Below are 24,218 nucleotides of genomic sequence, written 5' to 3'. Positions count from 1 at the left end.
GCAAGTGCCGGGCCGGGCGGCGGGGCGTGCCAGGTCGCCAACGCGCCTACGCCGAGGGCCCGTTGAGCGTACTGGGACCGGCGCCGTGCACCGGGGCATCCCGCTCGGCGCGCTCGCGGTCCGGTTCCGCCTGCTGCCGCGCGCACCACTCCGCGAACTCGGCCTTGGACTGGCGGCGTTCGGCGCAGGTCCGGTCGTCGGCCGCCCGGCGGATCTCGTGGATCCGCCGGAACACGGCCTCGGTGTAGCGGGGGTCCTGGAGGGCGCCCTTGATGTCGACGTTCCCGCTCAGCACGGCACGGGCCATGCCGCGCAGATCGGGGGCGAGCGAGGTGGCGTCGGCGATGGTGCGCAGGGAGCGGTGCAGCCGCCGGGCCTGTTCGGGGTTCTGGGCGATGCCCATGAGTTCCTCGTCCTGGATCTCCCGGTCCGCGGTCATGGGTGCGGGACATCCTTCCTGCTGGGGGTCGGTGTCAGCCGAAGCACCGTCGGGGTCATCCGAACTCGTTTCGGGCCCAGTCGTCCGCGCCCCCGGAGGAACGCGAGGAACCGGAGGAGCCCGGGCTGGCGGCGGAGGCGGCGGCCGTCGGCCTGCTGGGCGACTGGGCGGTGCCCGAGGAGCCGGAGCCCGCCCCGGAAGCGGTGACCGTGGCCCCGTCGGCCGCCGACGTGCTCTGGGCACCCTGTCCGGACAGCGCGTCGACGCCATGCTGTACGCGGTCCCCGGCCGCCGTGGTGACCCGCTCCGTCGCGGCGTCCACGGCGTTGTTCACGTGCGTCGCCGGATCCACGTAGTCCGCGAGGCTCGATCCCTCGCCGCCGGTGACCTCGTTCTTGAGGCCGTCCACGTACTCGCCGGCCGCCGTCCTGGCCACGCCCGCCGTCTCGCCGAGGTCGATGCCGGAACGCGCGTCGAAGTAGGTCTCGATGCTCTGCTGGCCGATGTTCTGCGCCATTCCGACGGCGGCTTCCGTGGCCTTCTCCTTGGCCGCGTCGACCACCTTCTCCTGGACGAACTGCTTTCCCTGTTCCTTGAGTTGGTCCTTGGCGAACTGCTTGACCTTCTCCTTGGTGATCTTCTCGAGCTGCTCCTTGGCCAGCTTCTTCACGGCGTCCATGGTGGCGTGCTCCATGGCCTTGGTGACCGCCTCCACGACCTCCCGCTTGAGCCGGTCCAACAACTCCCGGACGATCAGCCGGGTGGCCTGTGTCGCGCCGAGCGCCCCGACCTCGGAGAGTCCGAAGGTGAACGGCGCCGCGGCCTGGGCCGCGATGATCTCGATGGCGAGGGCGACGAGTTGGGCGATCACGGCCAGTTTCGCCGTGAGTACCGCCACCGCGGCCGCGTCGAAGGCGAAGGCGATCACTTCGCAGGCGGTTTTCGCGTCCGGCAGATAACGGTCCTCGCCGTTCGCGCCGGTATAGGCGCCCCAGTCCTTGCTGAATCCGTCGATCGCGGTACCGAAGTTGTGGGCGACGACGGTGCGGGCGAGGCCCTCGCCCTCCCGCTGGATCTCTTCGAGTTCGTCACCGAAAGCCCGCCAGGTCTCGGCGACCTTGTGCAGCGCCTCCTCGTCGACCTCCGGCCAGGTATAGCCGAGGAGGTCCAGCACCCAGACAAGCTCACCGGGAAGTGTGAGCGACATGCGAATAGCCCCCGAATTTAATTGGAGTTGGCGGGTCGATCAGAATTGGCCGGAGATCTTGTCCATCAGCCCGCTGTTCGACGTATCCGATGCGTCGTAATTGCGCGCCATGCCCTCAAGGTTGTCCCCGATTTTCTGAAGCCGCTTCGCGAGGCTGTCCATCGATGTGAAGATCCCGTCACGAATCGGCGTGTAGACCTGCCCGAAGATCTCCCCGAAGTCCGCGTCCGCCCAGGGCTCTCCCAGCGCTTCGAGGGCGTCCTGGAGCCGCTTGGACGCGGTCGAGAAATCGCCGCCGAGATCGGTGAACTTACCGCCCTGCCGACGGAGCACATCCGTGTCCACGTTAAAGGTGTCGAACTCCATGGCTCTCCCCCGAACTCCCCTTGCCGTAGTTCATATTGGACGACAGACCGATACCTTAGACTCCTCGCGCACAGCCCTGCCAAACCCGCCAGTCAAGAGATCGTCAAGTTATTCAAGGGGACACCAAAAGTGGTGACTACACAGCCGCGTTACGGCAGCACGGGGAGTCCGTGGATGGGACGGCTCCTCGGATTGGGACTGCTCCTCGTGGCCGCACTCGTCGCCGCGGTGACCATTCCGGAACTGCGCAGTGAACTCGCGGGTGACGGCACGGAAGGAACCCTCACGGTTTCTTCATGCGAAACACACACGAAGACCCACTACGGCACGCACAGGCGTTCTACGGAACTCAGGTTCAGCTGCACCGGAAACTGGAGCGCACAGGAGGGTAAAGGCACCTACGAGGACGTGGTGGTGGAAACATCGTCGCGTTTCGAATCCGGATCGAAAATCCCCGTGATCCAGGTGGACGACACCTTCGAGCTGCCGCAGGACCGCGACCCCGGCGACGACGCCGCGATTCTCGCGTTCTGCCTCTCCGTGCTGGCCGTCGGCGTGTTCTGTCTCCTGACCGGCTTCGGCGGCCGGGGCGGCCCAGGCCTCACGGCCTCCTGGCAGCGCCTCCCGGCCCGGTCCGTCACCGGCCCCGTCCTGGGCGGCCTCTTCACCCTGGGCGCCCTGGCAGCACTGATCTGCGCGCTGGCCCTCTGACCGCCCTGTCCCGCTCTTCCTGAGGAACCCCAAATGACACAAGTACACGGGAACGCCGCGCCCAACGCCGCCGGCCCGGGCGACCGGACCAACCTCGGCCGCCTCATCGGCGCCGGCCTGATCCTCGTAGGCCTCGTCCTCCTGGCCCTCGGCGCCTACCTCGGCCCCTACACCTACGCCACGGCCACCCCGGGCAAGCTCACCGTCGACACCTGCACGGTCGACTACAAGTACCGCTCCAGCACGTCGAGCAGCTCCCGGAAGAAGACGAAGACCCGTTGGTGCTACGGCACCTTCACGTCCACCGACGGCTCCGTCAAGGACCTCAACGCCGAGCTCAAGAGCGACGCCCTGCACCAGCGGGGCTACGTCATCGAGGCCATCAAGACCGGGGACACCTCGTACAAGCTGGACCACGGCTGGGTCGGCGCCATCGCGGTGGGCTGCGCATGGTTCTTCGGCGCGCTGATCTCCCTCGCCATCGGCACCTTCGGCGCCGCCACGGGGTTCATCTCCGGCGGGGCGTCCGCGCAGGGGTTGTTCCGTACTTGCCTGGTGTTGGTGGGGGTGGGGGTGGTTGGGCTTGTCGTGAGTTTGCTGGTGGTGTTCTTCGTGTGACGGGACTCCCGACGCACCGCGGCCGACCACTCGTACGAGTGGGTCATCCCCACGACACTCGGCGGCGAGGCAGGCCAACGCGGGCCTGCCTCGCCGCCGAGTCGGCTTCTAGGACGCGGTCGTGGGCAGCGCCACGAGTGCGTAGGAATCGCCGCTGACGCCGGCGCCGACCGAGGTGACGTAGAGCACGCCGTCATGCCAGAAGGGCCACTCGCCGCCGCTCATGTTCTTGTTCACCTCTACCGGATATTCAGCAACTGTCGTCATCGCTCCGGCCTTGGGATCGAATTCCACCAGCTTCGGCTTCTCCGCGCCCTCGTTGACGTAGGCCAGAAGTCGGTCGCTGCCGGTGTCCCTCAGCGGAATGTAGTGAATGGTGTTACCGGACGGCGCCTTCCACAGTTCCTTGCCTGTGTCCAGGTCGTAGGCGACGAGGGTGTTCGACTCGCCGTCCACGTTGTCCCGCTCGCCCACCCCCATGAGGAAGACGTTCCCGAAACCAGCGGCTTGGCGCAGCGGGCTTCCGTCCTCCGGCGTGTGGACAAAGTACTTCTCCGTCATTCCAGGAATCTTGCTGCGCCGCTCACCGGACTTCTCATCGAGCGCGAACACACCCTTCTCGCCACTGAGGACGAGCGGGGAAGTGGAAAGGGCGATCTCCGCTTCGTTCTCCCCGAATCGCTTCGACCACTCAGACTTGCCAGTGGCCGGGTCGACCAGCGCCGCCTCGGTCGACCGCTTTCCGGTGAACTCGTCGCCGCCCTCGAGGCACCAAGTGGTACGGATCAGATTCTTGCCGCCGGTGTACGTGCCGCTCTGACAGCCGCTCGGTACGACCTTCTTCACATCCCAGGCCAAGGTGCCGTCGGCCACCTTGAGCGCCACTTGCTCCCGATCCGTAGTGACCACGACGGTCTCGCCGGCCCGGGCCAGCGCAAGCTCCGTGCCGGTCTTGAACTCGTCCTTCACCTTGAATGTCTTGTGCCACAGTTCCTTGCCGGAGTTGAGGTCGTACGCCACCGCATGGTCGCACTGGCCGTGCGCTCCCCCCATTCCCGAGGCACCGTAGGCGACTACGCCGATTCCGCCGTCGGAGACGGAGGGCGCGACGCAGGCCTGGTTTCCCGCGCCGGGCAGCGGAGTGGCCCACAACTGCTTTCCGGTCTCACGGTCGTATGCCTTCACACCACCGGCCAGGGTCTGTACGACGGCCTTGTCGGTGAACCAGGTGCCGTCCACCTCCTGCTCGCTCAGCGACCACTCCGACTTCGACGGCACACTCCACAGCGGCTGTGTGGCGGAGCCGACCATCAGGTACCACGCGGCCCCTCCGGCTCCGCCGAGGACGACGAGAGCGACGACGAGCAGCACGATGAGCCCGGTCTTCTTCTTTCGCGGCCGCGCAGACGGAACGGGTGCCCCCGGGTACTGCGGCGGATGACCTGGCTGGCCGTAGCCCTGCTGACCGTAGCCCTGCTGGGGAGCCATCGGATGCTGCGGGGGCACCGGATGCTGCGGGTAGCCGTAGCCCGGCTGGCCAGGTGGCGTCGTGGGTGGCTGTTGGGGATGGCCGTACCCCTGCGGCGGCACGTGGCCCTGTTGCGGTGGCATGGGAGGCTGCTGCGGCGGCGGCTGCTGGTTGTAGGGGCCGGCACCCGGGCCCGGTCCGTTGGCGCTCATCAGATGCTGCTCCTGACGTACTGGGCCCATGCGGCCTGGAATTCGCTCTCGTTCATGCCGACCGCCCGCTGAAGCTGCTGATCGAGTTTCGTGGGCGTCCGATAGTGGTCCACGACGAACTCGAAGAGCGCGTCCTCGCCGCCCTTCTCCGCGAGGAACCGCATCGCCAGATAGCTGAGGGCGTAGTTCGCGCCGACCGAGCTGTACTCCACCTCGAAGTCCTGTCCGGGCAACTCACCAGTGAAGTCCTCGCCCGCCAGGCCACGGCGTACCCGCTCATCGCCCTGGGCCCGGTCGAACCGATAGGACACGTACTCCGCGAATCCCTCGACGACCCAGGCCCGAATGCTTGTCTTCTCATCGTTGCCGTATGCGCCGGGGTCCTGCGGCTGAACGAGAGCGTGCGCGATCTCATGCCGCGAAATGTCTCCGACGCCCGCCCGCCATGCCGCGGAAGTGAACCGGCTCGTCGAGCTGTCCATCTTGATGCGGGCGCCGCCGTACTGGAGTTGTTCCTGGTCGCCGCCGTTACCGACATTGAAGGCGGGCATGGGTACGCTTTCTCCGGCGTCCCAACCCAGGTCGTCACCATCGTTGTTGTACAGCTTCGTGTACGTCTTGCGGTCCGGCTCGAGTACGACGAGAAAGCCCTCAGGGGTATTGGCGACCGATGTGGCGTTCGCCCCCCACAGTTCGAGGTCCTTCTTGGCGCTTTCCTCGACGACCGGCGCGAAACGATCCGCGTCCGCCGCGTTCTTGTTGGCCGAGACCGTGATGGTGTGGGCCTGGCGCTTGACGTACATGTCGTCGTAGAGGTCCCAGGGAGCGGGATAGTAGACCGCGTTGGCCAAGGCGGCCGCCCCCGGCGAACCCCCCACCTCGCTGATGCGCGGCTCGGCCGACTCGGACTCCTTCTCGACCGCCCACCGATACCACTCGGAGACCGGACGGACGTCAACGCCCTCGATCTGGTGGACGAATGCGACATCCAGTGTGAGCTTCACATCGGAGCCCCACTCGTCCGAGCCGTCGCCCGTCTGCTTGAGGACCATGTACTTGCTCTCCGCGAAAGGAATCTTCCGCAGGTTCTGGAAGATCTTGCGCTGCTTTTCCTTTGCCGCGCCGACGAAGGGCTCCAGGAACTCTTCTTCGTCTCCACTCTTCAAGGCGGTCGTACGGCCGTTGAGCAACGTCGCGATCTCGTCCGAGCTCAGTATCTGCTGCTCTTCATCACCTCCGCCCTGAGCCCCGGGCAGCGAGCCTCCGCCGGCGGCCTTGTACAGAGCCAGCCCACCGACTCCGAAGACAGCCACCACGGCCAGGACCAGCAACCCGATGACGACCCGCTTCAGCCCCTTGCCCTCGCCTGAGTTGCCGGGCGGAGGCGGAGGTGGCGGCGGAGGCGCGTACCACCCCTGCTGCGGGGCCGGTGCCCCGTACGGGCCGGCGTTCCCCGGCCCTCCGGGCGGCGCGGAATAGGACATGACAACCTCTCACGCGGACATTCTGATGAGGGGAACGATGCGGTCCGGCCACACGCGACAGAGGACGGGTTGACTCACCCAGACCCTCAATGGGCGATGCGTGCAGGCTCTCTGAGCGACACTTGCACTGCCCGACTCACCCTCCCCTTAGGTCACACAACACCTTATGACCTTTACTAACGGAGCCCTTACCTGGCTCCATGGGGCTCCCGTGCAGACAGTGTGATCAAAAGTTGCTTAGCCTCGATCGTTCATGAGGGTCCGTCAGCTTGCTGACGGACCCTCATGAACGATCGAGGCTAGTAGAAGTACGTAATATTCGGTTCCTTCTCCACCAACTGGGTTAGCCCAGCCTGCTGCGCCTTCGCGCTACGTGATGGCTCCGCCTGCTCGCGCTTGTCCGCAAACTTCTGCCATTCCGCTGGCTGCATAAACAACATGTCATTGGTGCCGGGCACAATCATGACTCCGCCAAAGGGGAGATCGCCGGCAACCCAAGCACCCCCGCCCTCTGCACTCTGGGGCCAGCGACGGACCGTCGAGGCGTTGATAGCGCGCATCAGCGGTGCGCCGTGCTGACCACGAGTGGAAACCTTGATAGTGAACACCGTCCCGAGCAACAGCCACTGCTCGCTCTTCTTGACCACTCGCGTGTGGTATTCGAGGGGATAGGTGCGCAGCACCTTCTCACACGCCGCAAGCCGTCGACCACGGCTTGCACGAATGAACAAAAACAGCAGGACAAAAAATCCAGCAAGGACAGGGAGCGGCGTGAAGAAGGAATCCGGGACGCCCATTACGTGCAGCAGGAGCGGCAATGCGATCAAACCAAGACCGAGGCCAATGCGCCCTCTGGCATGCTTTACCCACTTCCTCCTGTTGTGCTTCAGCACCCGCTCGACATCGGGCGCCAGATCTGGGGTCGCCATGTGATTCTCCATCCTCACCCGAAATCACTGCGTATCGATGCGGCCGCGCTCTCCCGCTCGGGCTCCACGGAGCTCCCGGCGTCGAGCAGCGAAGGGTCTGTGAATGTCACCGTGTGAGCAACGCCGAGCAGGATATCCCTGTAGTCGTCAGCGAGCTCGACAGAGGCCGTCACCATCTGGATCATGATGATGTCGGGGGTACCGGCGCCAGTCACCGCGACTGTGCCCTGCCAGACCCGCCCCTGTGAGAACGCGTCATGACCCTCGGGCGGCCTGCCCGGTATCGTGGCGCTGAGCTTCTTCTCGACGAGAAAGCCTGGACCGCATGGCAGTTCAAGGGGGCGCATACCCTGGTCCGGACTGGTGGCAGCGGTGCCTGCCAAGTTGGCGATCACCAACTTGGCGTTGGACCCGGACGTCGGGACGGTCGAGACAGTGAGTACAGAGAAGGCGATCCCACCAGCACCATCCGGATGCGAACCGACCAAACAGGCTTGCACACGATTAGCATTCAGCGAAGTGACAACACCGGCGTAGAAGCGCAGGACTTCTTCCGCACGATCACGCATCTCGTCCGGCAGACCGAGCAACTGCCGGACCAGCGCCTCGATCTGTTCCACCGGAGGATTGAGATCCAACTGCAGATAGCCGTGCGGAATCAAATACCAGAAGGCCGACTCCTGCTCTCTCACCCGTTCCTGTTCCGTGGTGAGCTCGGTCACTGAGGGATCCGCCTTTCGGAGTCTGTAGCGATGAGCATCATACGAGCTTCAGCTCTCCAGCAAGGCCGAGGAGACTGGCCCCCGCCTTGGTAAACTCTGCGAAGTTGTGGCTGCTGCCCTCCTTCGGGAGAACTCCCGCTTCCTCGAGTGAGGACACGGAGTTTGCCACGACGTTGAGGCCGTTGGCGCTGATATTTGCCATCAACTTGGCAGAACCCGTTGCACTGTTGGATGCAGCTTCCCAGGCATCGTCCACGCCGGACTTGGCACTCACCTTGAAGACATGACCAAATTCCCGACCAAACTCCTGCACCTTTTCAACATTTTTTACTGCGACGCCCATTTCATCGGCCATTCGAAGACCATCAGCGATTTCTCGACTAGCCGCGGTGAGGGCCTTCGCTCCGGGCACCATCCCGAGTGCGTCGCCACCGAACGAGGCATAGGCAGAGAAAGTATCCATGTTCCACCCAAACTTGTCCCCCCACGGGAAAAAGGCTTCTCGGAAATCATCATCGGCAAAATTCTTGCCCATCGAAACCCCGCTAGCCACCAAAGCAATTCCCGCGAATAGCGGCGCCAGCGGCGTTGGGAAGAGCGCCAGGAGCCCAGCGATGGCGCCAATGGTCCCCGCATGTTCCAGCAAGAACTCGCCAGTCGCCTTGATACCGTCCCAAATGGCGTCGACGGCCTTACTCAGCCAGCCTGGTTCCCTCGGTGCCAGCTTGTCTGTGGCATCGTCGAGCGACTTGGCGACCGTTTCCGCGTTGTCCGTATGGGTGTGCTCCAGTACCTCAGCCTTCGCGATGATGTCGTTGTACTCGCCATTGGCTTTGTTCAGAGCGATGGTCGCTAGGTTGAGGTTGCGCTCAGCTGCCCGCAACCGTGCAGTCGCCGCGTCGGCCTCTTCCTGCGTGGGGAACTGTTGGCCGGCGAGTCCCAGGTCCGGATGCTTCTCGGCATGGGCATGATGTTCCTTTGCCGATGTGATTGCGGCCTTCTTCTCGGCTGCGGCATCATCGTATTTTCGCGCCAAGTCCCGATTGGACGTCAGGTAACCGTCCCAGTTACTCAATTGCGCTGCCGCCTTTTCCAAGGAACGGGCAGCGTTCTTGATGTAGGTCGGCAACTCACCGTCGATAGCTTCCCGGAACGCCTTTGCCGCGTCACCCTCCCAGTAACTGCTTTCGCCAATCAGCTTGTCGAGCTGAGTGTGACAACTGCGTAGTGCAGTGGCGGCCGAACTGACCTTCTGTCTCAGGGCATTGACTTCACCGGGTATGCCGGGTACGGGGTTCCAGCCAAGATTGGGGTAGGGGTTCGCAGCCATTACTTCGCACCCCCTCCGCCTGAAGTGGCCTGCTCCGCCATGTGCTTGAAGGCCTTCTCCAGAGCTTCCTCGACTTCTTGGTAGCCCTTCTTGTTGGACCTCACACCCTCGCTGACAGCCTCGACCATCTTGCTGGTCTGCTCGGATCCGTACTTCCACCGCTCTTGGAAACCATCACACGCCTCGTCCAGACGCTTAGTCCCGATCTGGTCCGCGCGGACGTGTGCCAGAGCGTTCCGCGCCTCATTCAGATCCCTGATGCAGCCCTCAAGAGTCTTGAGGAACTGCCCCAGCTGATCCACATCCGTTTTGAAGTGCTCCCCCATGAAGTAGATAACTCCCTGAATGATAGACGTAACGAAAGCAAGCCGGAAAACTCACAATACTGACGCGACTTCGTCGCTCAGGTCGCCCGTAGGGCAGGCGCGACGAACCGCGCTACCGGCCACGATCGAGCGACCATCTACTGGCCCTGATACGGAGGCTGTTGAGCGTAGGGATGGGGCTGTCCCGGGGGCTGTGTGGGAGCAACTGGATATCCCTGAGTGGGAGGTGCACCGGGATACAGCGGTTGAGCGGGCGGATGCATCATCTGCTGGGGTGGGCAGCCACCCATGTACTGCTGATGCGTTCCATCCACAGAGTTACGGCGCCTGCGCAGCACAGCAAGGACGATGACCGCACCAATTACGGCTCCAAGGCCGATGACGCCAACCACCAGGGCGACGAGGCCCATTGCGATGATCCTTTCTCGTTCTTGGCATCTAGGTCACAGCAAAGTGGTGACGACTGCCAGGCGGCAAAATGATGCTGAAGTGGCTTGCGGTGCGGTCATCTCATCGGCAGCGGATTGAGAGCCCGTGCGGAAATTCGGCGCCCCAGTCTCTCAGGCAGAAGTCCCCCTACTGCCCTTGCTGTGGCGGCTGTTGGGTGTAGGGGCTGGGCTGCTGCGGGGGCTGTCCCGGAGGTGTGGGGTAGCCCTGGTTGGGAGCCGCGTTGGGGTACGACTGATAGCCCGCCGGAGGCTGGGGCGGATAGCCCGTGCCGTGAGAAGGGGTTCCGCCGCCGGAGCCAGGCCCGTCGCCGCTGCCTCCGTTGCGGCGGTTGCGGAATACCGCGAAGAGGATGCCGATGACGACCACGGCTGCTGCGATGCCGGCGATGAGGAGGAAGCTGCCCGAGGAGGACTTCTTCTTTTTCTTGGCCAGGCTTGTGCTGTCGTTGTCGTCGGAGGCAGCGCCGGAGTTGGTTGACGTGGACGGAGCGGACTGAGCTAGGGGGCCCTCCTTGGGGCCCTTTGGGATGTCCATCCTCAGCGCCGTTCCGGGACGGGCGATTCCGTATCCGAGTTCCCTGTCCGGGGCCGTCCTGCCCGTGTTGTTCAGGAAGGACGCCGACTTGATCAGGCGGTTAATGATTTGGCCTGCGGTTAGGTCGGGGTACTTGGAGCGGAGAAGCGCGACGATGGCTGAGACGTAGGCAGTGGAACCAGAAGTTCCATCGGCTACCCCATAGCCACTGCGGCTAGTCGGGTCAGCCTGAGGAGTTTCCACACCGGGTGCCGCGACGGTGACGTTCCCGGTATTTGACTTAGACCAGAAGTTGAGCGCCTTGTCCACAGCTGAGACGGCCACCACTCCCGGGAGAGCGGCCGGATAATTGACTGTTCCTGAATCATTGCCTGTACCCGCGACAACTACAACGTCCTTTGCCTGCGCGTAGGCGATGGCTTTAGCAGCCTTTGAACCAGGATAGGCTCCAGCGTCATTGAATGAGAGGTTAATTACCGACGCACCTTGGTCCACTGCATAGCGGACTCCAACAGACCAATCATTGATGTACTTATCGGCCTTGGTTGCACTCACGCGCACCGGAAGGATCTTCACCTTCGGCGCAAGGCCCATAATTCCCGAAGAATTATTCGCTCCGTGTCCATGACCAGCAATGAGGCTGGCCATGCCCGTTCCATGGCCATTCTCATCCCGATGAGGGTTGCCCTGACCGGTGAAGTCCTTGCCAGGCAGGACCTGCCCGGTTAGATCCGGCTGACTGGCATCGACACCTGAGTCGATTACAGCAACAGTGACCCCTGCCCCTTGCGAGGTCTGCCATACGTTTTCTGCGCCGTACACGCTCAGTGGCCACTGAGCGTCTCGAACTTGATCTGCCGACGCAGTCGGGGCTGAGGTGAGGAGCAAGGCTCCCGTCAAAGCCATAGCCCCTGCCGTTGACGAGACTCGTTTGAAACCCAATTCCCTGCTCCTCACTCAGCTATGGCTGGGTGCGCCAGCCTTCATAGCATGGGCAGACGACAGCAGTCCGTCCGACCCGCTTACGTGCTTACTCGATTGTCCGCGGGATGTTTCGGTTGCGGTCCTCTTCTGAGATCCAGGTCTCTTCGTCCTCGACCAGGTAGTCGGGGCGGTCCCCCCGGCTGTTCTCGTCCTCGGACCGTCGGCCGTTGCGACCGGCCATGCCACCGGCTCCGCCCGCCATGGCGCCGCGCTGGGTTCCTCCACGGCTACCGTGAAGGCCTGCACCGCCACCGGCACCCTTGCCGGTGACTCCCTTGGCCGCGCCGACAACGCCGCCACGAGACTTCGCGAGGGCTCCCCGGCCGCCAGCACCAGCACCGCCTCGGCCGGCTGCGCCGGCTGCGCCGCCGCCCATGCCGCCCATGCCGGCTCGGCCTCCGGCGCCGCGGCCTGCTGCCGCTCCGCCAGCCATACCACCACGACCGCCCGCGGCACCAATGCCGCCGCGGGCGGCAGCGCCACCCGCGAGGCCAGATGCTCCACCCGGAGCCACGATGCCGGAACCCTGAGCCCCGCTGGTACCGAAGTTGCCAGCACCGACGCCGGATCCGCCAACACCCGTGCTGGGACCAGTCCCTGTCAGGCCTGGCGAGATGCTGTCCACCTTCGTTCCAGCTGTCGGGAGCTGGGAACCGCCCGTGATGCCAGGGTTACGCGGCGTCGAAGGCGTCGGCTTAATGGTCGTTGTGGGACCTGCGCTCCACGGCTTGGCAGTACCACTTCCGGTGCCCGGCGCCGCGCCTCCGCCAGACGGCATGGCGATAGGGGTGGGCATCGGTGTACTGGGGTTCGGAGGCGAGAAGGGGTCCTCAATCTTGTCGTCAATCCCGCCAGCCGAGTAGGCCTTGTAATTCACCCCCAACTGCTCCATGATCGCCACCCCCTGAAGCTGGGCTTCCTTACCCGCAGACAGGGAGTCTGCATTCGCCTTGGCGGCGGCCTCCGTACTCACGCCCTTGTTGATGTCTGCCAGCAATTGCTCATCGCTGCGCTCATCGTCCGTAAGCTTGTCCCAGGCCCTGTCCCAGCCAGAAGGCTCTTCGACCTCCCGCATCTTGGCCATGGAGTTCCGCAGATCGTTCTGGACGGCGTGCATGGTTTCCCCGTAGTGGTTGGCCCATGCAGACCCGTTTCGGATGTTCTGCAAGATCTCGTTGGCCTTCTTACGGAATGCCGCGGCCGCCTCACCCTCCCAGTGCTCGAGGACGTTTTCAACGGCGCTCTGCATCATGCCCGCGACGCTGTCCTTCGCGGATACCGAGTCCACACCCCCGGTCTTGCCGTCACCGTCGCCACCGGAAAGGATGTTGTGGACCGACTTCCAGTGCTGGCTGACCTCGTAGATCCGGCCGGGGTCCGCGTCCAGGATCATGGATCGCAGCTCCGGGATACTCATCTTCATGAAATCTGAGTCGAGTTTGCTGCGGTCCGGCCCCCCCATACCGCCATCCTTGGTCGACTCAAGCCTCTGGTCGTGCTTGTCCTGGATGCGCTGCTGCTGTGCCTTCTGCTGAGCCTCGTAGTACTCAGGGCTGTTGTAGTAACCGCCGTAGCCGTAGCCCATTGTCGAAACGTCCCCTCTGTCAGTGACCGATCGCTGAACCGCTTAGTTGGCCGCATTCTCGGGAGCAGCACTTACACCTTGCGCGTTTGCCTGCTCCTGGTTGCTGTACTTGTCCCTGACCTTCGAGGTGCTCGTACTGAAGTCGTCGATCAATTTGTGCAGATCGCGAATGATGTTCTCGATCCGGGTCTTCTGCTTCTGGTGGGCCTCATGAAGTTCGTTTGACTCCAAGAACTTCATACTTCCAAACGCAGTACTCGGGATGTCCGTCTCGTACTTGGCCTTCGTGTTGGCCTTGTCCATGTCCGACAGAAGGCCGTTGAGCTTGCGGATGACGTTATCCAGCTCGCTCAGATCAACCCGCATTCCGTTACTCATACCCCGTTGTCCTCTCCCCTGTTCCTCAAGTTGTCAGCACCCACTCGGTGCCCAATCATCGCCCAAGCCGACTGACGGACGCCCCGGTCCGCACAGCCTGCCCGGACCTCCCAGGCCTCCCCGGCCGCCCGGCCGATCCACCCCGCCGGTTACGCCAGTCCCGCACAGCCACCCCACTCCCCGCAACCACAAGCGCAAGAGCGAGCCCCGTGCCCAACACATAAATGGCCACCCGGCGTTCGCGCTCCGCCTCGCTCTCGCCCATGGTGACGGCCATCGGGATGACCGCGCTTCCCCCGCCGGCCGCGACCGGCGGGTCCGGCTCCGGGGACGCGCCGGGCTCCGACTCCTCCGACAGTGCGGCGACCGGGTCGACGACGCCCCAGCCGATGAAGGGGTTGGCCTCGCGGCCGGGGCGTTGGGCGGTTTCCTCGATGCGGGTGGCGATCTGGGCGGCGTCCCACTCCGGGTACTTCTGCTTCAGCAGGGCCGCGACCCCGGCGACGTACGGCGCCGCGAAGCTCGTGCCGTCGGCGGTGCACTGGCCGCCACGGGGGACCGTGGAGACCATGCTGACGCCGGGTGCCGCGACGTCGACGAAGTCGCCCGCCTGTGAGAAGGGGGCCCGTTCGTCGTTGCGGTCGGAGGCCGCAACGGCCAGGACGCCGTCGTACGCGGCGGGGTACGTCTTCGCGAACTTGCCGTCCGCTCCGTCGTTGCCGGCGGCGGCGATGATGAGGGCGCCCTTGCTCACGGCGCTCTGCACGGCAGCCCGCAGTGTGTCGTCGTCCTGCTTGTTCTGGGTGTCCGACGAGATGTTGATGATCTTCGCGCCGTCGGCGACCGCGTCCCCGATCGCGTCGGCCATGGTCCCCGCGTCGCCCTGGCCCTTCTCTCCCTCCCCACCGGTGTAGCGGTAGGACAGGATGTCCGCTTCCTTGGCGATGCCGACGAAGCCCGTGCCCTTGATCGGGCGGGCGGCGATGATGCCCGCCACCCGGGTGCCGTGGCCTTCGATGTCCTGGGTGCCGGAGCCGCCGACGTAGGACCTGCCGCCTGACACCGCGCCAGTCAGCTGCTTGTTGGACTTGTCGACGCCCGTGTCGATCACCGCGACCTTGACGTCCTTGCCCGTCGCCTGTTCCCACAGCTGGTTCAGGAGGATCCGCTGCAGCGACCAGGGCGTGGACTTGATGACGTCGCCGCCGAAGACGCACTCCGAGCTGTCGGCCAGGCCGAAGCGGGCGCGGCCACTGTCGGAGTCACCCGAGTCGGGACGGACGGAGGCGGAGTCACCCGAGTCGGAACGGACGGAGACCGAGTTGCCCGAGCCCGCGAGGCGGGTGGGAACCGCCGAGCCGGCCGACCCCGCCGAACCAGCCGACGCCGCCGCCGAACCAGCCGGCCCCGCAGGCCCAGCCACCGCCGGCGGTGCCGCCGCGAGGCAGATCCCCGTCACCGCGAGCACGCCGAAAGCCCGCTGCAGTGCGCGGGTTCCACCGTTGCGGCCGGCGCGGCCGGTGCGGCTGTGCGAGCGGGCCGTGCTGCCCGCCGCATTCAGGCTCACCGCGTTCAGGCCCACCACGTTCAGGCCCCTCATCTCTTCAGGCCCCCAGGGCTTCCTTGCTTCCTTCGAAGCTGGGTCAGGTGTGTGTCGCGGGTGTTGCGACGTGTGTGAATGTTTGCGGAATTTGCTGTGTGCATCCCCGTAGGGGAGTTCCTGCGGTTCCGCAGAAGCTGTGGAGGCCCCCGAAGCAGAGGACGGCCCAGCGGACGCTGTGGCGTCGGCTGGGCCGAATCTCTTCATCTCATGCCCCTTGGGCCGCCGACGGGCTCAGCTCCAGGTGTTGGCGTTGCTCTTCTCCGTGGCCTGGTAGCTCTCGGCCGCGCTCTGGAGCGCCGTCGAGATCTTCAGGAGGGTGGTGTGCAGGTCGGCAGCGGTCTTGTCCCACTCACGCTGCTTGCGCTGGTAGCCCTCCTGCGCCTCACCCTCCCAGGTGCTGGCGACGCGCTTGACCGCGGCCTCGAGGTCGTCGAGCTGCTGCTTGATGCGGCCGGCGGTGGACTTCACGTCCGTGGACGCGTTGGTGATCGTTGCGTAATTGACGAGGATCGACATCGTCATTCCCTTTCAGGATGAACCGGATGAAACCGAAGGAAGTCGGTGGGGATCAGAAGGATCCGAAGGACTCAGGACTCGGGAGCGTTCAGCAGGGCCGAAGCTCGCCCGGAGGCCTTCAGGCCGGACGGCTCGATCAGCCGAAGTCCGACATGATCTTGCTGATCTCGGCGTTCTGCTGCTCTTCCGACGCGGAGTAGTTGCTCCGCGTGGAGTCCACGGCTTCCTTGATGTCGTTGAGGATGTCGCTCATCCTCTTCGCGTCCTGGTTCCAACGATCCTGCAGCTGGCGGTAGGACTGGGCCGCCTGGCCCTTCCAGCCGCCGGCGATCTGGTCGATCACTCCGTTGAGGCGGCGGATCTCGCCCTGCAGCTGACCGTTCACGGTGTTGATGTCGCCCGAGAGCTTGGTGAGTTCGTCCTCTGTTACCCGGAACTGGCCGGCCATGATGAACCTTCCCCCATGTCGTCGTTGATCCGGGAAACCTGTACCGGTACCCGGACGAGTGCTTCGCACGCTTGAGCGCTGCAAACACTCTATCGTCAGCCTGTCACTCAACCACAGGCAAGACCAATCAGTTACACGGCTCACACACTTGAGCGATCATCCTGTGACTCTCGCGCCGTCTTACTCTCAAGTGCCTGTGCCCGTAAGCCTGTTGGCGGCTCACTGACTCTGCTCCTGCGCGGCGCTGCCGGTGTCCAGGGTGGGGCCCTTCGGGATGAATTCCGCCCACGTCTGCGGCACGATCGCGGGCCGCGACACGTCCTCGTAGCCAAGCCGCGTACGTGCCTTGTCCGTTTCGCTGGCGTCGCCGCCGGAGGAGTCCGAAGTCGCCGAGTCGCTGTCCGACCCCTTCGCCGCGCTGTCGTTGCTCTTCGGCAGCGAGTAGCGCAGGCCCGTGTCCGTCAGCAGGTACTGGGCGCCGCCGCCGGCCGCCGCACCGGTGATCTCGGTGAAGAGCAGGCCGGAGCCGGAGGAGACGTAGGCGCTCAGTGAGTCGGCGATGACCCTCTTCGGGTACGCCGTCCCGGCCCAGGCGGCGAGTTGCGGCTTGTTGTCCTGGCCGATGGTGCCGTTGTAGACACTGCACGAGGTGGTACGGGCGTCGCTGCTCGCCGTGGCCGCGGGGTTGGCCTGCTGCGGAACGGTCTGGGGCCAGCCCTGGGCCTGGTAGAAGCGGTTCGCCTCACCGCGGTTGGCCGTGGTGATGGTCTGGGTGTCGACCTTGATGTCCTCGATCGGGTTCGTGCCGTACGCCGTCTGCGCGGAGGGCGACGCCTTGAGCAGGGCGGCGACGAAGGGCGTGATGGCGGCGATCTGGTCCTTGAGGACCACGTAGTACTGCTCGCCCTGCGCGTCCGGCGCCTTGAGCACCCGTCCCACCGTGCTCGCCTCCGGGGGGAGCCCCTGGAGCGAGGTGGTCTCGCCGACGGACGGCACCTTCGGGAAGTCGATGACCCCGCCCTCGTTGAAGGTGTGCAGCCACTCACGGCTCACCGGCTGCGGCTTGGCGTCCCGGCCGAAGACGGCGGACCGCAGCTGCACCATGGTGGCCGGGTCGAGACCCGCCTTGTCGCCCAGCATGAACAGGTTGCCGTTGCCGTCGACCAGGAATTCCCGCCTGGTCTGGCTGTCGATGACGTACAGGGCCTCACGGTGGTCTACCTTGCCCGCGTTCCTGACCGACTTGGCGTCGTCGGAGTCGAAGACGAAGACGGCGCGGTCGATGGCGTTCGCCGAACCCTCGACGGGGCGTTCGCACACCGCCCAGGTCTTCGCCTTCGCCGCGTCGTCCTTGGACGGCAGCCGGTCGGGGGCGTACGGAATGCCGACGGTGGCCCCGTGCCGGATCCCGCTCTTGTCGATCTCCTTGCCGGGGACCTCCAGCACGCTGCCCTTGCCCTTGTCGAGCAGCAGCTTGGCGGAGGCGTAGTTGAGCACCGGGTGTAGGACCTTCTCGACCTTGCCGTCCTTGGGGTCCGGGTCGAGGACCACGTACCGCGTCGTCGAGTCGCTGTCGACGATGATGTACTCGCCCGGGGTGTCCCAACCCTTGGGCGCCGTGGGCTTGATCACGCCCCAGGCGATGAACCCTATGACCAGCACCAGGCCCACACCGAGGCTGGGCATAACCGTGCGGATGGGACGCGGAGCGCCTTCCTCCGAGCCGCCCGGCGACGGCGCCAGGAACGCCGCGACGGTGCGCTTGCGAGCGAACGTGTAGGCGGCGAGCTCATCCCGACGCTTTGCCATGGTCCCCGTGTCTCCCGTTTGTGATGCTCGATCGTGTTGCGATGTCCGACGTGTTGCGATGTCCGACCGCGGCCGTGATGTTCGGCATTGTCCGGGCCGGCCGTACCCGGCGGGCCGGCGCGTCAGACGGGCTCGGCCGCGCAGGCCCCTACTATGCCTTGCGCCGAAGGGCGACGATCCATCAGGTCTGCGGCCGCCCCCGCATCTTCACAGAGCTTCACCACAGCGCTCCACCATGCGGGGTCGGTCCATGACAGGCTGACCACCTGGGTTTTGGGTGTCCCCTGTGTCGCCCGGTGTTCCGCAGCGGGTACCGTGAGCCACCCGCATGGATGTTGAGGGCATCGGTGCCCTGGACCGTCGCCGGGATCTCGGACCTCTCGGACTTCTCGGACACAGAGGATCCGGCCCTGCCCACGGCCACTACTTCGCGAAAGGGATGTCCCGGGGGATGACCAGCGCTACGAGCACTCGGCGCGGACGCCGCGCACAGCAGCAACAGGGAGGTCCGGGCGGCGGCAGACGTGCGTCGGCCACTCCGGCCGCCCCCGCCGCCGCGTCGCCGCGCACGCTGCCCCGCCCGGGCGGTCTGGGTCCGGTACGGCTCCAGCAGCTCATCCTGGTGGAGCTGGCGGCGGCGGTCATGCTGGCCGCCTGGGCCGCCGACCAGTCCTGGCTGCTGGTCCCGGCCGGTGTCGTCGCCGCGCTGCTGCTGCTCCTGGCCGTCCTGCGCCGGGGCCGCCGTCCGCTGCCCGAGTGGTACGAGACCTCGCGCGCGCTGAGGCAGCGCCGCCGTGACGCGAAGCAGCCCGTTCCGCCGGGGACGGACGCGATGCTGGCGCCGGTCGTGGAGTGCGACCCGGCCCTGCGGACGTACTCCTTCGTCTCCCGTGACGACCGCTCGATCGGCATGATCGGCGACGGCTCCTTCCTGACCGCCGTCCTCTTCGTCCAGCCGGGAGACCAGCCGCTGCGTCCCGCGGCCGCCGACCGGCAGCTGCCGCTGCGACTGATCCAGGACGCCCTGGAGGTCGACGGGATCCGTCTCGCCTCCGTCCAGGTCGTGCAGCACACCCAGCCGGCGCCCGCCCCGCACCTGCCCTCGCAGTCGCTGGCCGCGCGCTCGTACGGCCCCCTCCAGGCGCAGGCCGGCTCCCCCGCGCTCCGACTCACCTGGGTCGCCCTCAAGCTCGACCCGGAGCTGTGCCCGGAGGCGGTCAAGGCGCGCGGGGACGGCGTTCCCGGTGCGCAGCGCGCCCTGCTGCGGGTGGCCGACCAGTTGGCCAGCCGACTGGCCGGGGCCGGCTTCAAGGCGACCATCCTGGACGAGACCGAGCTGGTGCAGGCGCTGGCGACGTCCAGCTGTCTGAACCCGCGTGCCAACGCGCAGCACTCCCAGGACGGGCGGACCCCGCAGCGCCGTACGGTCGAGGCGGTCCGCACCTGGCGGGTCGACGACCGGTGGCACACGACGTACTGGGTGTCCCGCTGGCCGCAGTTGGGCAGTGGCGGTGTGGCGCTGCCCGAGCTGGTGACGCGGTTCACCTCACTGCCCGTGCTCGCCACGACGTTCAGCATGACCCTGAGCAAGGCCGGCAACCGCGGTGTCGCCCTCACCGGGCACGTCCGGGTCACCGCTCGCGGTGACAGCGAACTCGGCCAGGTGGGGCGTGAGTTGGAGCGGGCCGCGAGTGCCGCGAAGGTCGGCCTGGTCCGTCTCGACCGGGAGCAGGTCCCCGGAGCCCTCGCCACTCTGCCGCTCGGAGGTACGCACTGATGTCCCACCCCGCATCGACCATGCCTCCGGGGCAGCAGGGCCGGGCCCCCGGGCGCACTCCGGCTCACGTGGCCTCGCCCACCGACACCGGCATGATCCCGATCATCGGTCGGCAGCCGGAGGCACCGCAGCAGCAACGGCGCATCTTCAGCCCGGGGTTCGGGCTGCGCGGCCCGCGCCGCAACCGCCATGTCGTCACCGTCGACGAGCTCGCGGCGATCAGCATGCCGATCGGTGACGACGGCGTACTGATCGGCACCGACCCGGAGTCGCAGCCGGCGGTGCTCGGTCTGTCCCGTCCGACGCCGTTCGACGTCGTGCTCGTGGGCGGTCTGTGGCTCGCCCAGGTGCTGGCGCTGCGGGCGGCCGCGACGGGCGCGCGCGTGGGTGTGGAGACCGGTCGTCCGCAGGCCTGGCAGCAGTTGGCCCAGGCGGCGGGCGGCGGCCAGCAGTGCGTCACGGTCTATCCGGTGGGCCGGGTGCCCGCGCAGGGGCCGTCGGTTTCGAGCCCGGTCGTGCTGATCCGGGACTGCGGTATCCGCCCGCCGCGGGGCCGGGTGACGTCGGTGCCGTGGCAGGCGGTGGTGACGGTGCTGCCGTTCGTCAGCGAGCACGCGCCGCGCTGGCTGTCCCAGGCCCATCTGGTGGGGATTCAGCGCATCTCGCCCTACGAGACCGAGGCCGTACGAGACACGCTGGGCATCCCGGAGGAGCAACTCCAGCACCTGCCGACCCTTCACGACGGCGTCGCCCTGTGGTGCACTCGCAAGCATCAGAAGTTCGTCATGACCGAACCCACCGATGCGGAGACGGGGCTGCTCGGCGTGGCCCGTCGTATGGACTGAGAGGTCGTCGTCCCGGGAGCGGGGCGCGAACGGGGCCTCGGCCACGTGGTGTTACGAGATTTCGGCCACGTGGGGTGACGAGGCCTCGGTCACAGGGTGTTGCGAAGGCTCGGCCACAGGGCGTTCCGTACGCACCATGAGGCCCTTCCGTCCACACACCCGGGGCTATAGCGTCCGCCCCCATGGGGGCTTTTCCGTCCCGCCATGCGAGTGATTAGGCTTCTGGTGGTGCGGTGACGATCGCAGTCGCGTGGGACTAGCCACTCGGTCCGCCCGGCCGCGACGACGACCAGCTCAGCAGCAGTGGCTGACCAGGAGGCAAGCAGTGAACAGGGATCGGTCCGAGTACAACGGCGGGAGCCCTTCCTCGGACGGGGACGATCACGAGGTGGATCTCACCGGCGAGTTCGAAATCGTCTACACACCTCCCGCCTGGTACGCCCAAAGTACGCAAAGTGGTTCCTCGTCCGGTGGACAGCCGGACGGTGACCGGCCCACGCCGCCACCGCCGACCGGCTCACCCGTCGGGTCGCCCACCGGGCCTCCCGGCGCAGCGCCCCAGGCTCCGGGACCGCACGCTCCCCCGGCGCAGCCGCCCGCCCAGGGCGTGCCTCAGCAGCAGCCGGCCCCGCCCGCGCAGGCCACCCCGCCGCAGGGCACGCCGAACGCCGGCCAGCAGAACCCCGGCACGGGTGGCTACGGCTTCCCGCAGCAGCAGTCCGCGCCGGGCGCGCCCGCTGCCGGTGGCTACGGCTACCCCCAGCAGCCGGCGCCCCAGCAGGGCCAGGACACGTCGGGTGGCTTCGGCGTTCCCCAGCAGGGGCAGGACACGTCCGGCGGCTTCGGTGCCCCGCAGCAGGGCCAGGGCACCTCCGGCGGCTTCGGCGTCCCGCAGCAACACTCCCCTGCCCAGCCGCCTGCCGCGGCACCCCCGCAGCAGCCGCCCGCCCAGGCGCCCGGCGCCCCCGGCTTCCCGGTGCTGCGCCCTGTGGACCCGGACGCCCAGGCAGCTCCCTCGCCGACCGCCACCCCGGCGGCCGGCGTCCCGGCGCCGACCGCGCCCGAACCGCCCGCCCCCGCGCAGCCGGTGGCGGAGCCGGAGCCCGAGCTCAACCACGCCGCCGCCGACGCCGAGGCCGCGCGCCTGTTCGGCGACGACGATGACGTGGAGCCGGAGCAGGAGCGGAACGACGAGGCGGAGTCGGCCGACTCCACCGGTTCCGTCTCCGTGCCGGACGGCACGGCAGGCGCGGAAGGCGACGAGTCCGCCTCCGCCGCCCAGCCCCAGCCCCCGGCCACCTCGGCGGCCCCTGCCGCGCCGGAGCCGGAGCCGGAGGGAGCCCCGGACGCGCAGTCCGCGCCCGCCCCCGCTGCCCCCACCGCTCCCGCCCAGCCGCCCGCGCCCGAGGGACAGCAGCCCCAGCCCCAGTCGACCGGCCAGGTCCCGCTGCCGCCGCAGGCGCAGCCCGCCCCACAGGCACCGGAGCAGCCGCAGGCGCAGCCCCCCGTGCCGCCCCAGCCCCAGCCCCAGCAGGGCCTCCCTCCGCTGCCGCAGGGCTTCGCGCCCGCGCACCCCGCCCAGGGAGCACCGCAGCAGGCCGGGCAGCCGGACCCGCAGGCCGCCGCGGCCGCCGGTTACGGCTACCCCCAGCCCCCCGCCCAGCCGCACCCCGGTCAGCCCGGGCAACAGGCCCCGGCGCAGGGCGCGTTCGGCCCTGCCCAGCCGCAGCCCGGCTACCCGGCGCAGGGCGGACAGCCCGCGCCCGCCGACCCGCGCCAGGCGCACCAGCCCGGAGGGCCGCAGGCAGCCGGATACGGCTACCCGCAGCAGGGAGCACCGCACCCGGGCCAGCCGCAGCCGCAGCCCCAGGCCGACGGTTACGGCTACCCGCCCCAGGCCCCGCACCCCGGCCAGCCGCAGCCCGCGCAGCAGCAGCCCCAGCCGCAGCCGCACCCCGGGCAGCCCCAGCCGGTCCAGCCCCAGGCCGAGGGCTACGGCTACCCGCAGCCCCCGCAGCAGCCCGCGCAGCCCGGTTACGGCTACCCGCCCCAGCAGGGCGGCTACGGCTACCCCCAGCAGCCACCCCAGCAGCAGCCCCCGGCCCAGCCCCAGCAGCAGGCGCCGCAGCAGCCCGCACCCCAGCAGAACCCGGCTGTCCCGCCCGCCGCCTACGGCAACCAGGGCCAGGGCAACCAGGGCTGGAGCGCCCCGCCCGGCCCGCAGGCCGGCCCCGGCGCACCCCAGCAGCAGCAGCAAGCCGCGCCCGGCACTCCGCTCGGCTACAACGCGGCCGTGGAGCTGTCGTCCGACCGGCTGCTGCGCAACCAGCCCAAGGCCCGCAAGAACAACCAGGCCCCTTCCCGGTTCAAGCTCGGAGCCAAGAAGGAGGCGGCGGAGCGGGAGCGGAAGCTCGGTCTGATCCGTACGCCGGTGATGTCCTGCTACCGGATCGCGGTCATCAGCCTCAAGGGCGGCGTCGGCAAGACCACGACGACGATGGCGCTCGGCGCCACGCTCGCCAGCGAGCGCCAGGACAAGATCCTCGCGATCGACGCCAACCCGGACGCCGGCACCCTCGGCCGACGGGTCCGGCGTGAGACGGGTGCCACCATCCGTGACCTGGTGCAGGCGATCCCGCAGCTCAACAGCTACATGGATATCCGCCGCTTCACCTCGCAGGCGCCCTCGGGCCTCGAGATCATCGCCAACGACGTGGACCCGGCGGTCTCCACCACCTTCAACGACCAGGACTACCGCAGCGCGCTGGACGTGCTCGGCAAGCAGTACCCGATCATCCTCACGGACTCGGGTACGGGTCTGCTCTACAGCGCGATGCGCGGAGTGCTGGACCTCGCCCACCAGTTGATCATCATCTCCACGCCCTCGGTCGACGGTGCGAGCAGTGCCTCGACGACGCTCGACTGGCTGTCGGCGAACGGCTTCGCCGATCTCGTCCAGCGGTCGATCACCGTGATCTCCGGTGTCCGTGAGACGGGCAAGATGATCAAGGTTGAGGACATCGTCGCGCACTTCGAGACCCGTTGCCGCGGTGTCGTCGTGATCCCGTTCGACGAGCACCTCGCGGCGGGCGCCGAGGTGGACCTCGACATGATGCGTCCGAAGACGCGCGAGGCCTACTTCGACCTCGCCTCGGTCATCGCCGAGGACATCGCGCGCACCCAGCAGGGCTTCGGCAACCCGAACATGCAGTACCAGCAGCCGCAGCAGGGTTACCCGGACCAGCAGGGTTACCCGGCCCCGCAGCAGCAGCCCCAGCAGCCCTACCCCCAGCAGGGCGGCGCCCCGCAGCCGGGTCAGGGCTGGGGACAGGCCCCGCAGCAGCCCGCGCCCGGCCAGGGCTGGCAGCAGCAGGCGCCGCCGCCCCAGGACCCGCAGCAGGGCCAGCACCCCCAGCAGGGTTCCGTACCGCCCGGCTGGACGCAGCAGTAGCGCGCGAGCGCGTGAACCACGAAGGG

Annotated in this window: 22 protein-coding genes and 1 pseudogene; 7 read left to right on the top strand and 16 right to left on the bottom strand. The window is 67.2% G+C overall.

The features are described from left to right. Window positions 1-46: 46 nt before the first annotated feature. The 3 genes from ACFZBP_RS40830 to ACFZBP_RS40820 are packed head-to-tail and all read right to left on the bottom strand — an operon-like array spanning window position 47 to window position 2,012. Entirely contained in the window at window positions 47-439 is a 393-nt protein-coding gene (locus ACFZBP_RS40830; protein ID WP_391420964.1) for a hypothetical protein, read from the bottom strand. Between the two features lie 55 nt (window positions 440-494). Next, entirely contained in the window at window positions 495-1,646 is a 1,152-nt protein-coding gene (locus tag ACFZBP_RS40825) for a PE-PGRS family protein (protein ID WP_391420963.1), read from the bottom strand. A gap of 39 nt (window positions 1,647-1,685) precedes the next feature. Further along, window positions 1,686-2,012, bottom strand: a complete 327-nt coding sequence (locus ACFZBP_RS40820) for a hypothetical protein (RefSeq protein ID WP_383459826.1) — start codon at window positions 2,010-2,012, stop codon at window positions 1,686-1,688. A 174-nt stretch (window positions 2,013-2,186) separates the two neighbouring features. Here ACFZBP_RS40820 and ACFZBP_RS40815 point away from each other — a divergent pair, with 174 nt between their 5' ends. Both ACFZBP_RS40815 and ACFZBP_RS40810 read left to right on the top strand, forming a co-directional pair. Then, window positions 2,187-2,723 carry a hypothetical protein gene (locus ACFZBP_RS40815; protein ID WP_391420962.1) on the top strand — a complete coding sequence of 179 codons (537 nt, stop codon included), beginning with the start codon at window positions 2,187-2,189 and terminating at the stop codon, window positions 2,721-2,723. A gap of 33 nt (window positions 2,724-2,756) precedes the next feature. Beyond that, window positions 2,757-3,341: a hypothetical protein gene (locus ACFZBP_RS40810; RefSeq protein WP_383459831.1), complete on the top strand. Its 585-nt coding sequence runs from the start codon at window positions 2,757-2,759 to the stop codon at window positions 3,339-3,341. Window positions 3,342-3,449: 108 nt separating this feature from the next. Here ACFZBP_RS40810 and ACFZBP_RS40805 read toward each other — a convergent pair whose 3' ends face one another. The 6 genes from ACFZBP_RS40805 to ACFZBP_RS40780 all read right to left on the bottom strand — a co-directional run bounded on the left by ACFZBP_RS40805 (window position 3,450) and on the right by ACFZBP_RS40780 (window position 9,812). Continuing rightward, the gene (locus tag ACFZBP_RS40805) at window positions 3,450-5,021 is read right to left on the bottom strand and encodes a PQQ-binding-like beta-propeller repeat protein (protein ID WP_391420961.1); all 1,572 of its coding nucleotides are present in this window, start codon (window positions 5,019-5,021) and stop codon (window positions 3,450-3,452) included. After that, a complete protein-coding gene (locus tag ACFZBP_RS40800; protein ID WP_391420960.1) occupies window positions 5,021-6,334 on the bottom strand; it encodes a hypothetical protein in 1,314 nt (437 codons plus the stop codon). The genes ACFZBP_RS40805 and ACFZBP_RS40800 overlap by 1 nt, the downstream gene beginning before the upstream one ends. Window positions 6,335-6,804: 470 nt before the next feature. Next, complete coding sequence (locus ACFZBP_RS40795; RefSeq protein WP_391420959.1) at window positions 6,805-7,434, bottom strand: hypothetical protein; 630 nt, start codon at window positions 7,432-7,434, stop codon at window positions 6,805-6,807. A gap of 14 nt (window positions 7,435-7,448) precedes the next feature. Continuing rightward, a complete protein-coding gene (locus tag ACFZBP_RS40790; protein WP_391420958.1) occupies window positions 7,449-8,156 on the bottom strand; it encodes a hypothetical protein in 708 nt (235 codons plus the stop codon). Window positions 8,157-8,193: 37 nt separating this feature from the next. Next, window positions 8,194-9,486, bottom strand: a complete 1,293-nt coding sequence (locus tag ACFZBP_RS40785) for a putative T7SS-secreted protein (protein ID WP_391420957.1) — start codon at window positions 9,484-9,486, stop codon at window positions 8,194-8,196. Next, entirely contained in the window at window positions 9,486-9,812 is a 327-nt protein-coding gene (locus ACFZBP_RS40780) for a hypothetical protein (protein WP_391420956.1), read from the bottom strand. The genes ACFZBP_RS40785 and ACFZBP_RS40780 overlap by 1 nt, the downstream gene beginning before the upstream one ends. A gap of 257 nt (window positions 9,813-10,069) precedes the next feature. Here ACFZBP_RS40780 and ACFZBP_RS40775 point away from each other — a divergent pair, with 257 nt between their 5' ends. Then, window positions 10,070-10,294, top strand: coding sequence for a hypothetical protein (locus ACFZBP_RS40775; protein WP_391420955.1), 225 nt, complete (start codon window positions 10,070-10,072; stop codon window positions 10,292-10,294). A 94-nt stretch (window positions 10,295-10,388) separates the two neighbouring features. Here the strand turns inward: ACFZBP_RS40775 and ACFZBP_RS40770 are convergent, their stop codons facing one another. The 7 genes from ACFZBP_RS40770 to eccB form a co-directional block, all read right to left on the bottom strand. Further along, window positions 10,389-11,618 (bottom strand): S8 family serine peptidase, encoded by a 1,230-nt coding sequence (locus tag ACFZBP_RS40770; protein WP_391420954.1) that lies wholly within the window; start codon window positions 11,616-11,618, stop codon window positions 10,389-10,391. A gap of 208 nt (window positions 11,619-11,826) precedes the next feature. Then, a complete protein-coding gene (locus ACFZBP_RS40765; protein WP_391420953.1) occupies window positions 11,827-13,365 on the bottom strand; it encodes a WXG100 family type VII secretion target in 1,539 nt (512 codons plus the stop codon). Window positions 13,366-13,407: 42 nt separating this feature from the next. After that, window positions 13,408-13,743: a hypothetical protein gene (locus ACFZBP_RS40760; RefSeq protein WP_391420952.1), complete on the bottom strand. Its 336-nt coding sequence runs from the start codon at window positions 13,741-13,743 to the stop codon at window positions 13,408-13,410. Window positions 13,744-13,798: 55 nt separating this feature from the next. Next, on the bottom strand, window positions 13,799-15,343 hold the full coding sequence (gene mycP / locus ACFZBP_RS40755) for a type VII secretion-associated serine protease mycosin (RefSeq protein WP_391420951.1): 1,545 nt from the start codon (window positions 15,341-15,343) through the stop codon (window positions 13,799-13,801). Between the two features lie 234 nt (window positions 15,344-15,577). Then, on the bottom strand, window positions 15,578-15,868 hold the full coding sequence (locus tag ACFZBP_RS40750) for a WXG100 family type VII secretion target (RefSeq protein WP_383459858.1): 291 nt from the start codon (window positions 15,866-15,868) through the stop codon (window positions 15,578-15,580). Between the two features lie 130 nt (window positions 15,869-15,998). Next, window positions 15,999-16,310, bottom strand: a complete 312-nt coding sequence (locus tag ACFZBP_RS40745; protein ID WP_048584643.1) for a WXG100 family type VII secretion target — start codon at window positions 16,308-16,310, stop codon at window positions 15,999-16,001. Window positions 16,311-16,529: 219 nt separating this feature from the next. Beyond that, on the bottom strand, window positions 16,530-18,119 hold the full coding sequence (gene eccB, locus ACFZBP_RS40740; RefSeq protein WP_383459861.1) for a type VII secretion protein EccB: 1,590 nt from the start codon (window positions 18,117-18,119) through the stop codon (window positions 16,530-16,532). A 451-nt stretch (window positions 18,120-18,570) separates the two neighbouring features. Here eccB and eccE point away from each other — a divergent pair, with 451 nt between their 5' ends. The 4 genes and pseudogenes from eccE to ACFZBP_RS40720 all read left to right on the top strand — a co-directional run bounded on the left by eccE (window position 18,571) and on the right by ACFZBP_RS40720 (window position 24,192). Next, entirely contained in the window at window positions 18,571-19,896 is a 1,326-nt protein-coding gene (eccE, locus tag ACFZBP_RS40735; protein WP_383459863.1) for a type VII secretion protein EccE, read from the top strand. Next, window positions 19,896-20,741: a hypothetical protein gene (locus ACFZBP_RS40730; protein ID WP_383459866.1), complete on the top strand. Its 846-nt coding sequence runs from the start codon at window positions 19,896-19,898 to the stop codon at window positions 20,739-20,741. The genes eccE and ACFZBP_RS40730 overlap by 1 nt, the downstream gene beginning before the upstream one ends. A 250-nt stretch (window positions 20,742-20,991) precedes the next feature. Continuing rightward, window positions 20,992-21,183, top strand: a pseudogene (locus ACFZBP_RS40725) (SCO5717 family growth-regulating ATPase); the annotation flags it as partial. A 165-nt stretch (window positions 21,184-21,348) separates the two neighbouring features. Next, window positions 21,349-24,192: an AAA family ATPase gene (locus tag ACFZBP_RS40720; RefSeq protein ID WP_391420991.1), complete on the top strand. Its 2,844-nt coding sequence runs from the start codon at window positions 21,349-21,351 to the stop codon at window positions 24,190-24,192. Window positions 24,193-24,218: the final 26 nt, after the last annotated feature.

This window comes from Streptomyces sp. NPDC008086 (genome assembly GCF_042957325.1).
Classification (GTDB): domain Bacteria; phylum Actinomycetota; class Actinomycetes; order Streptomycetales; family Streptomycetaceae; genus Streptomyces.
Note: the sequence above shows the minus strand (reverse complement) of the source record. Positions and strands in the feature narration are given on the sequence as shown.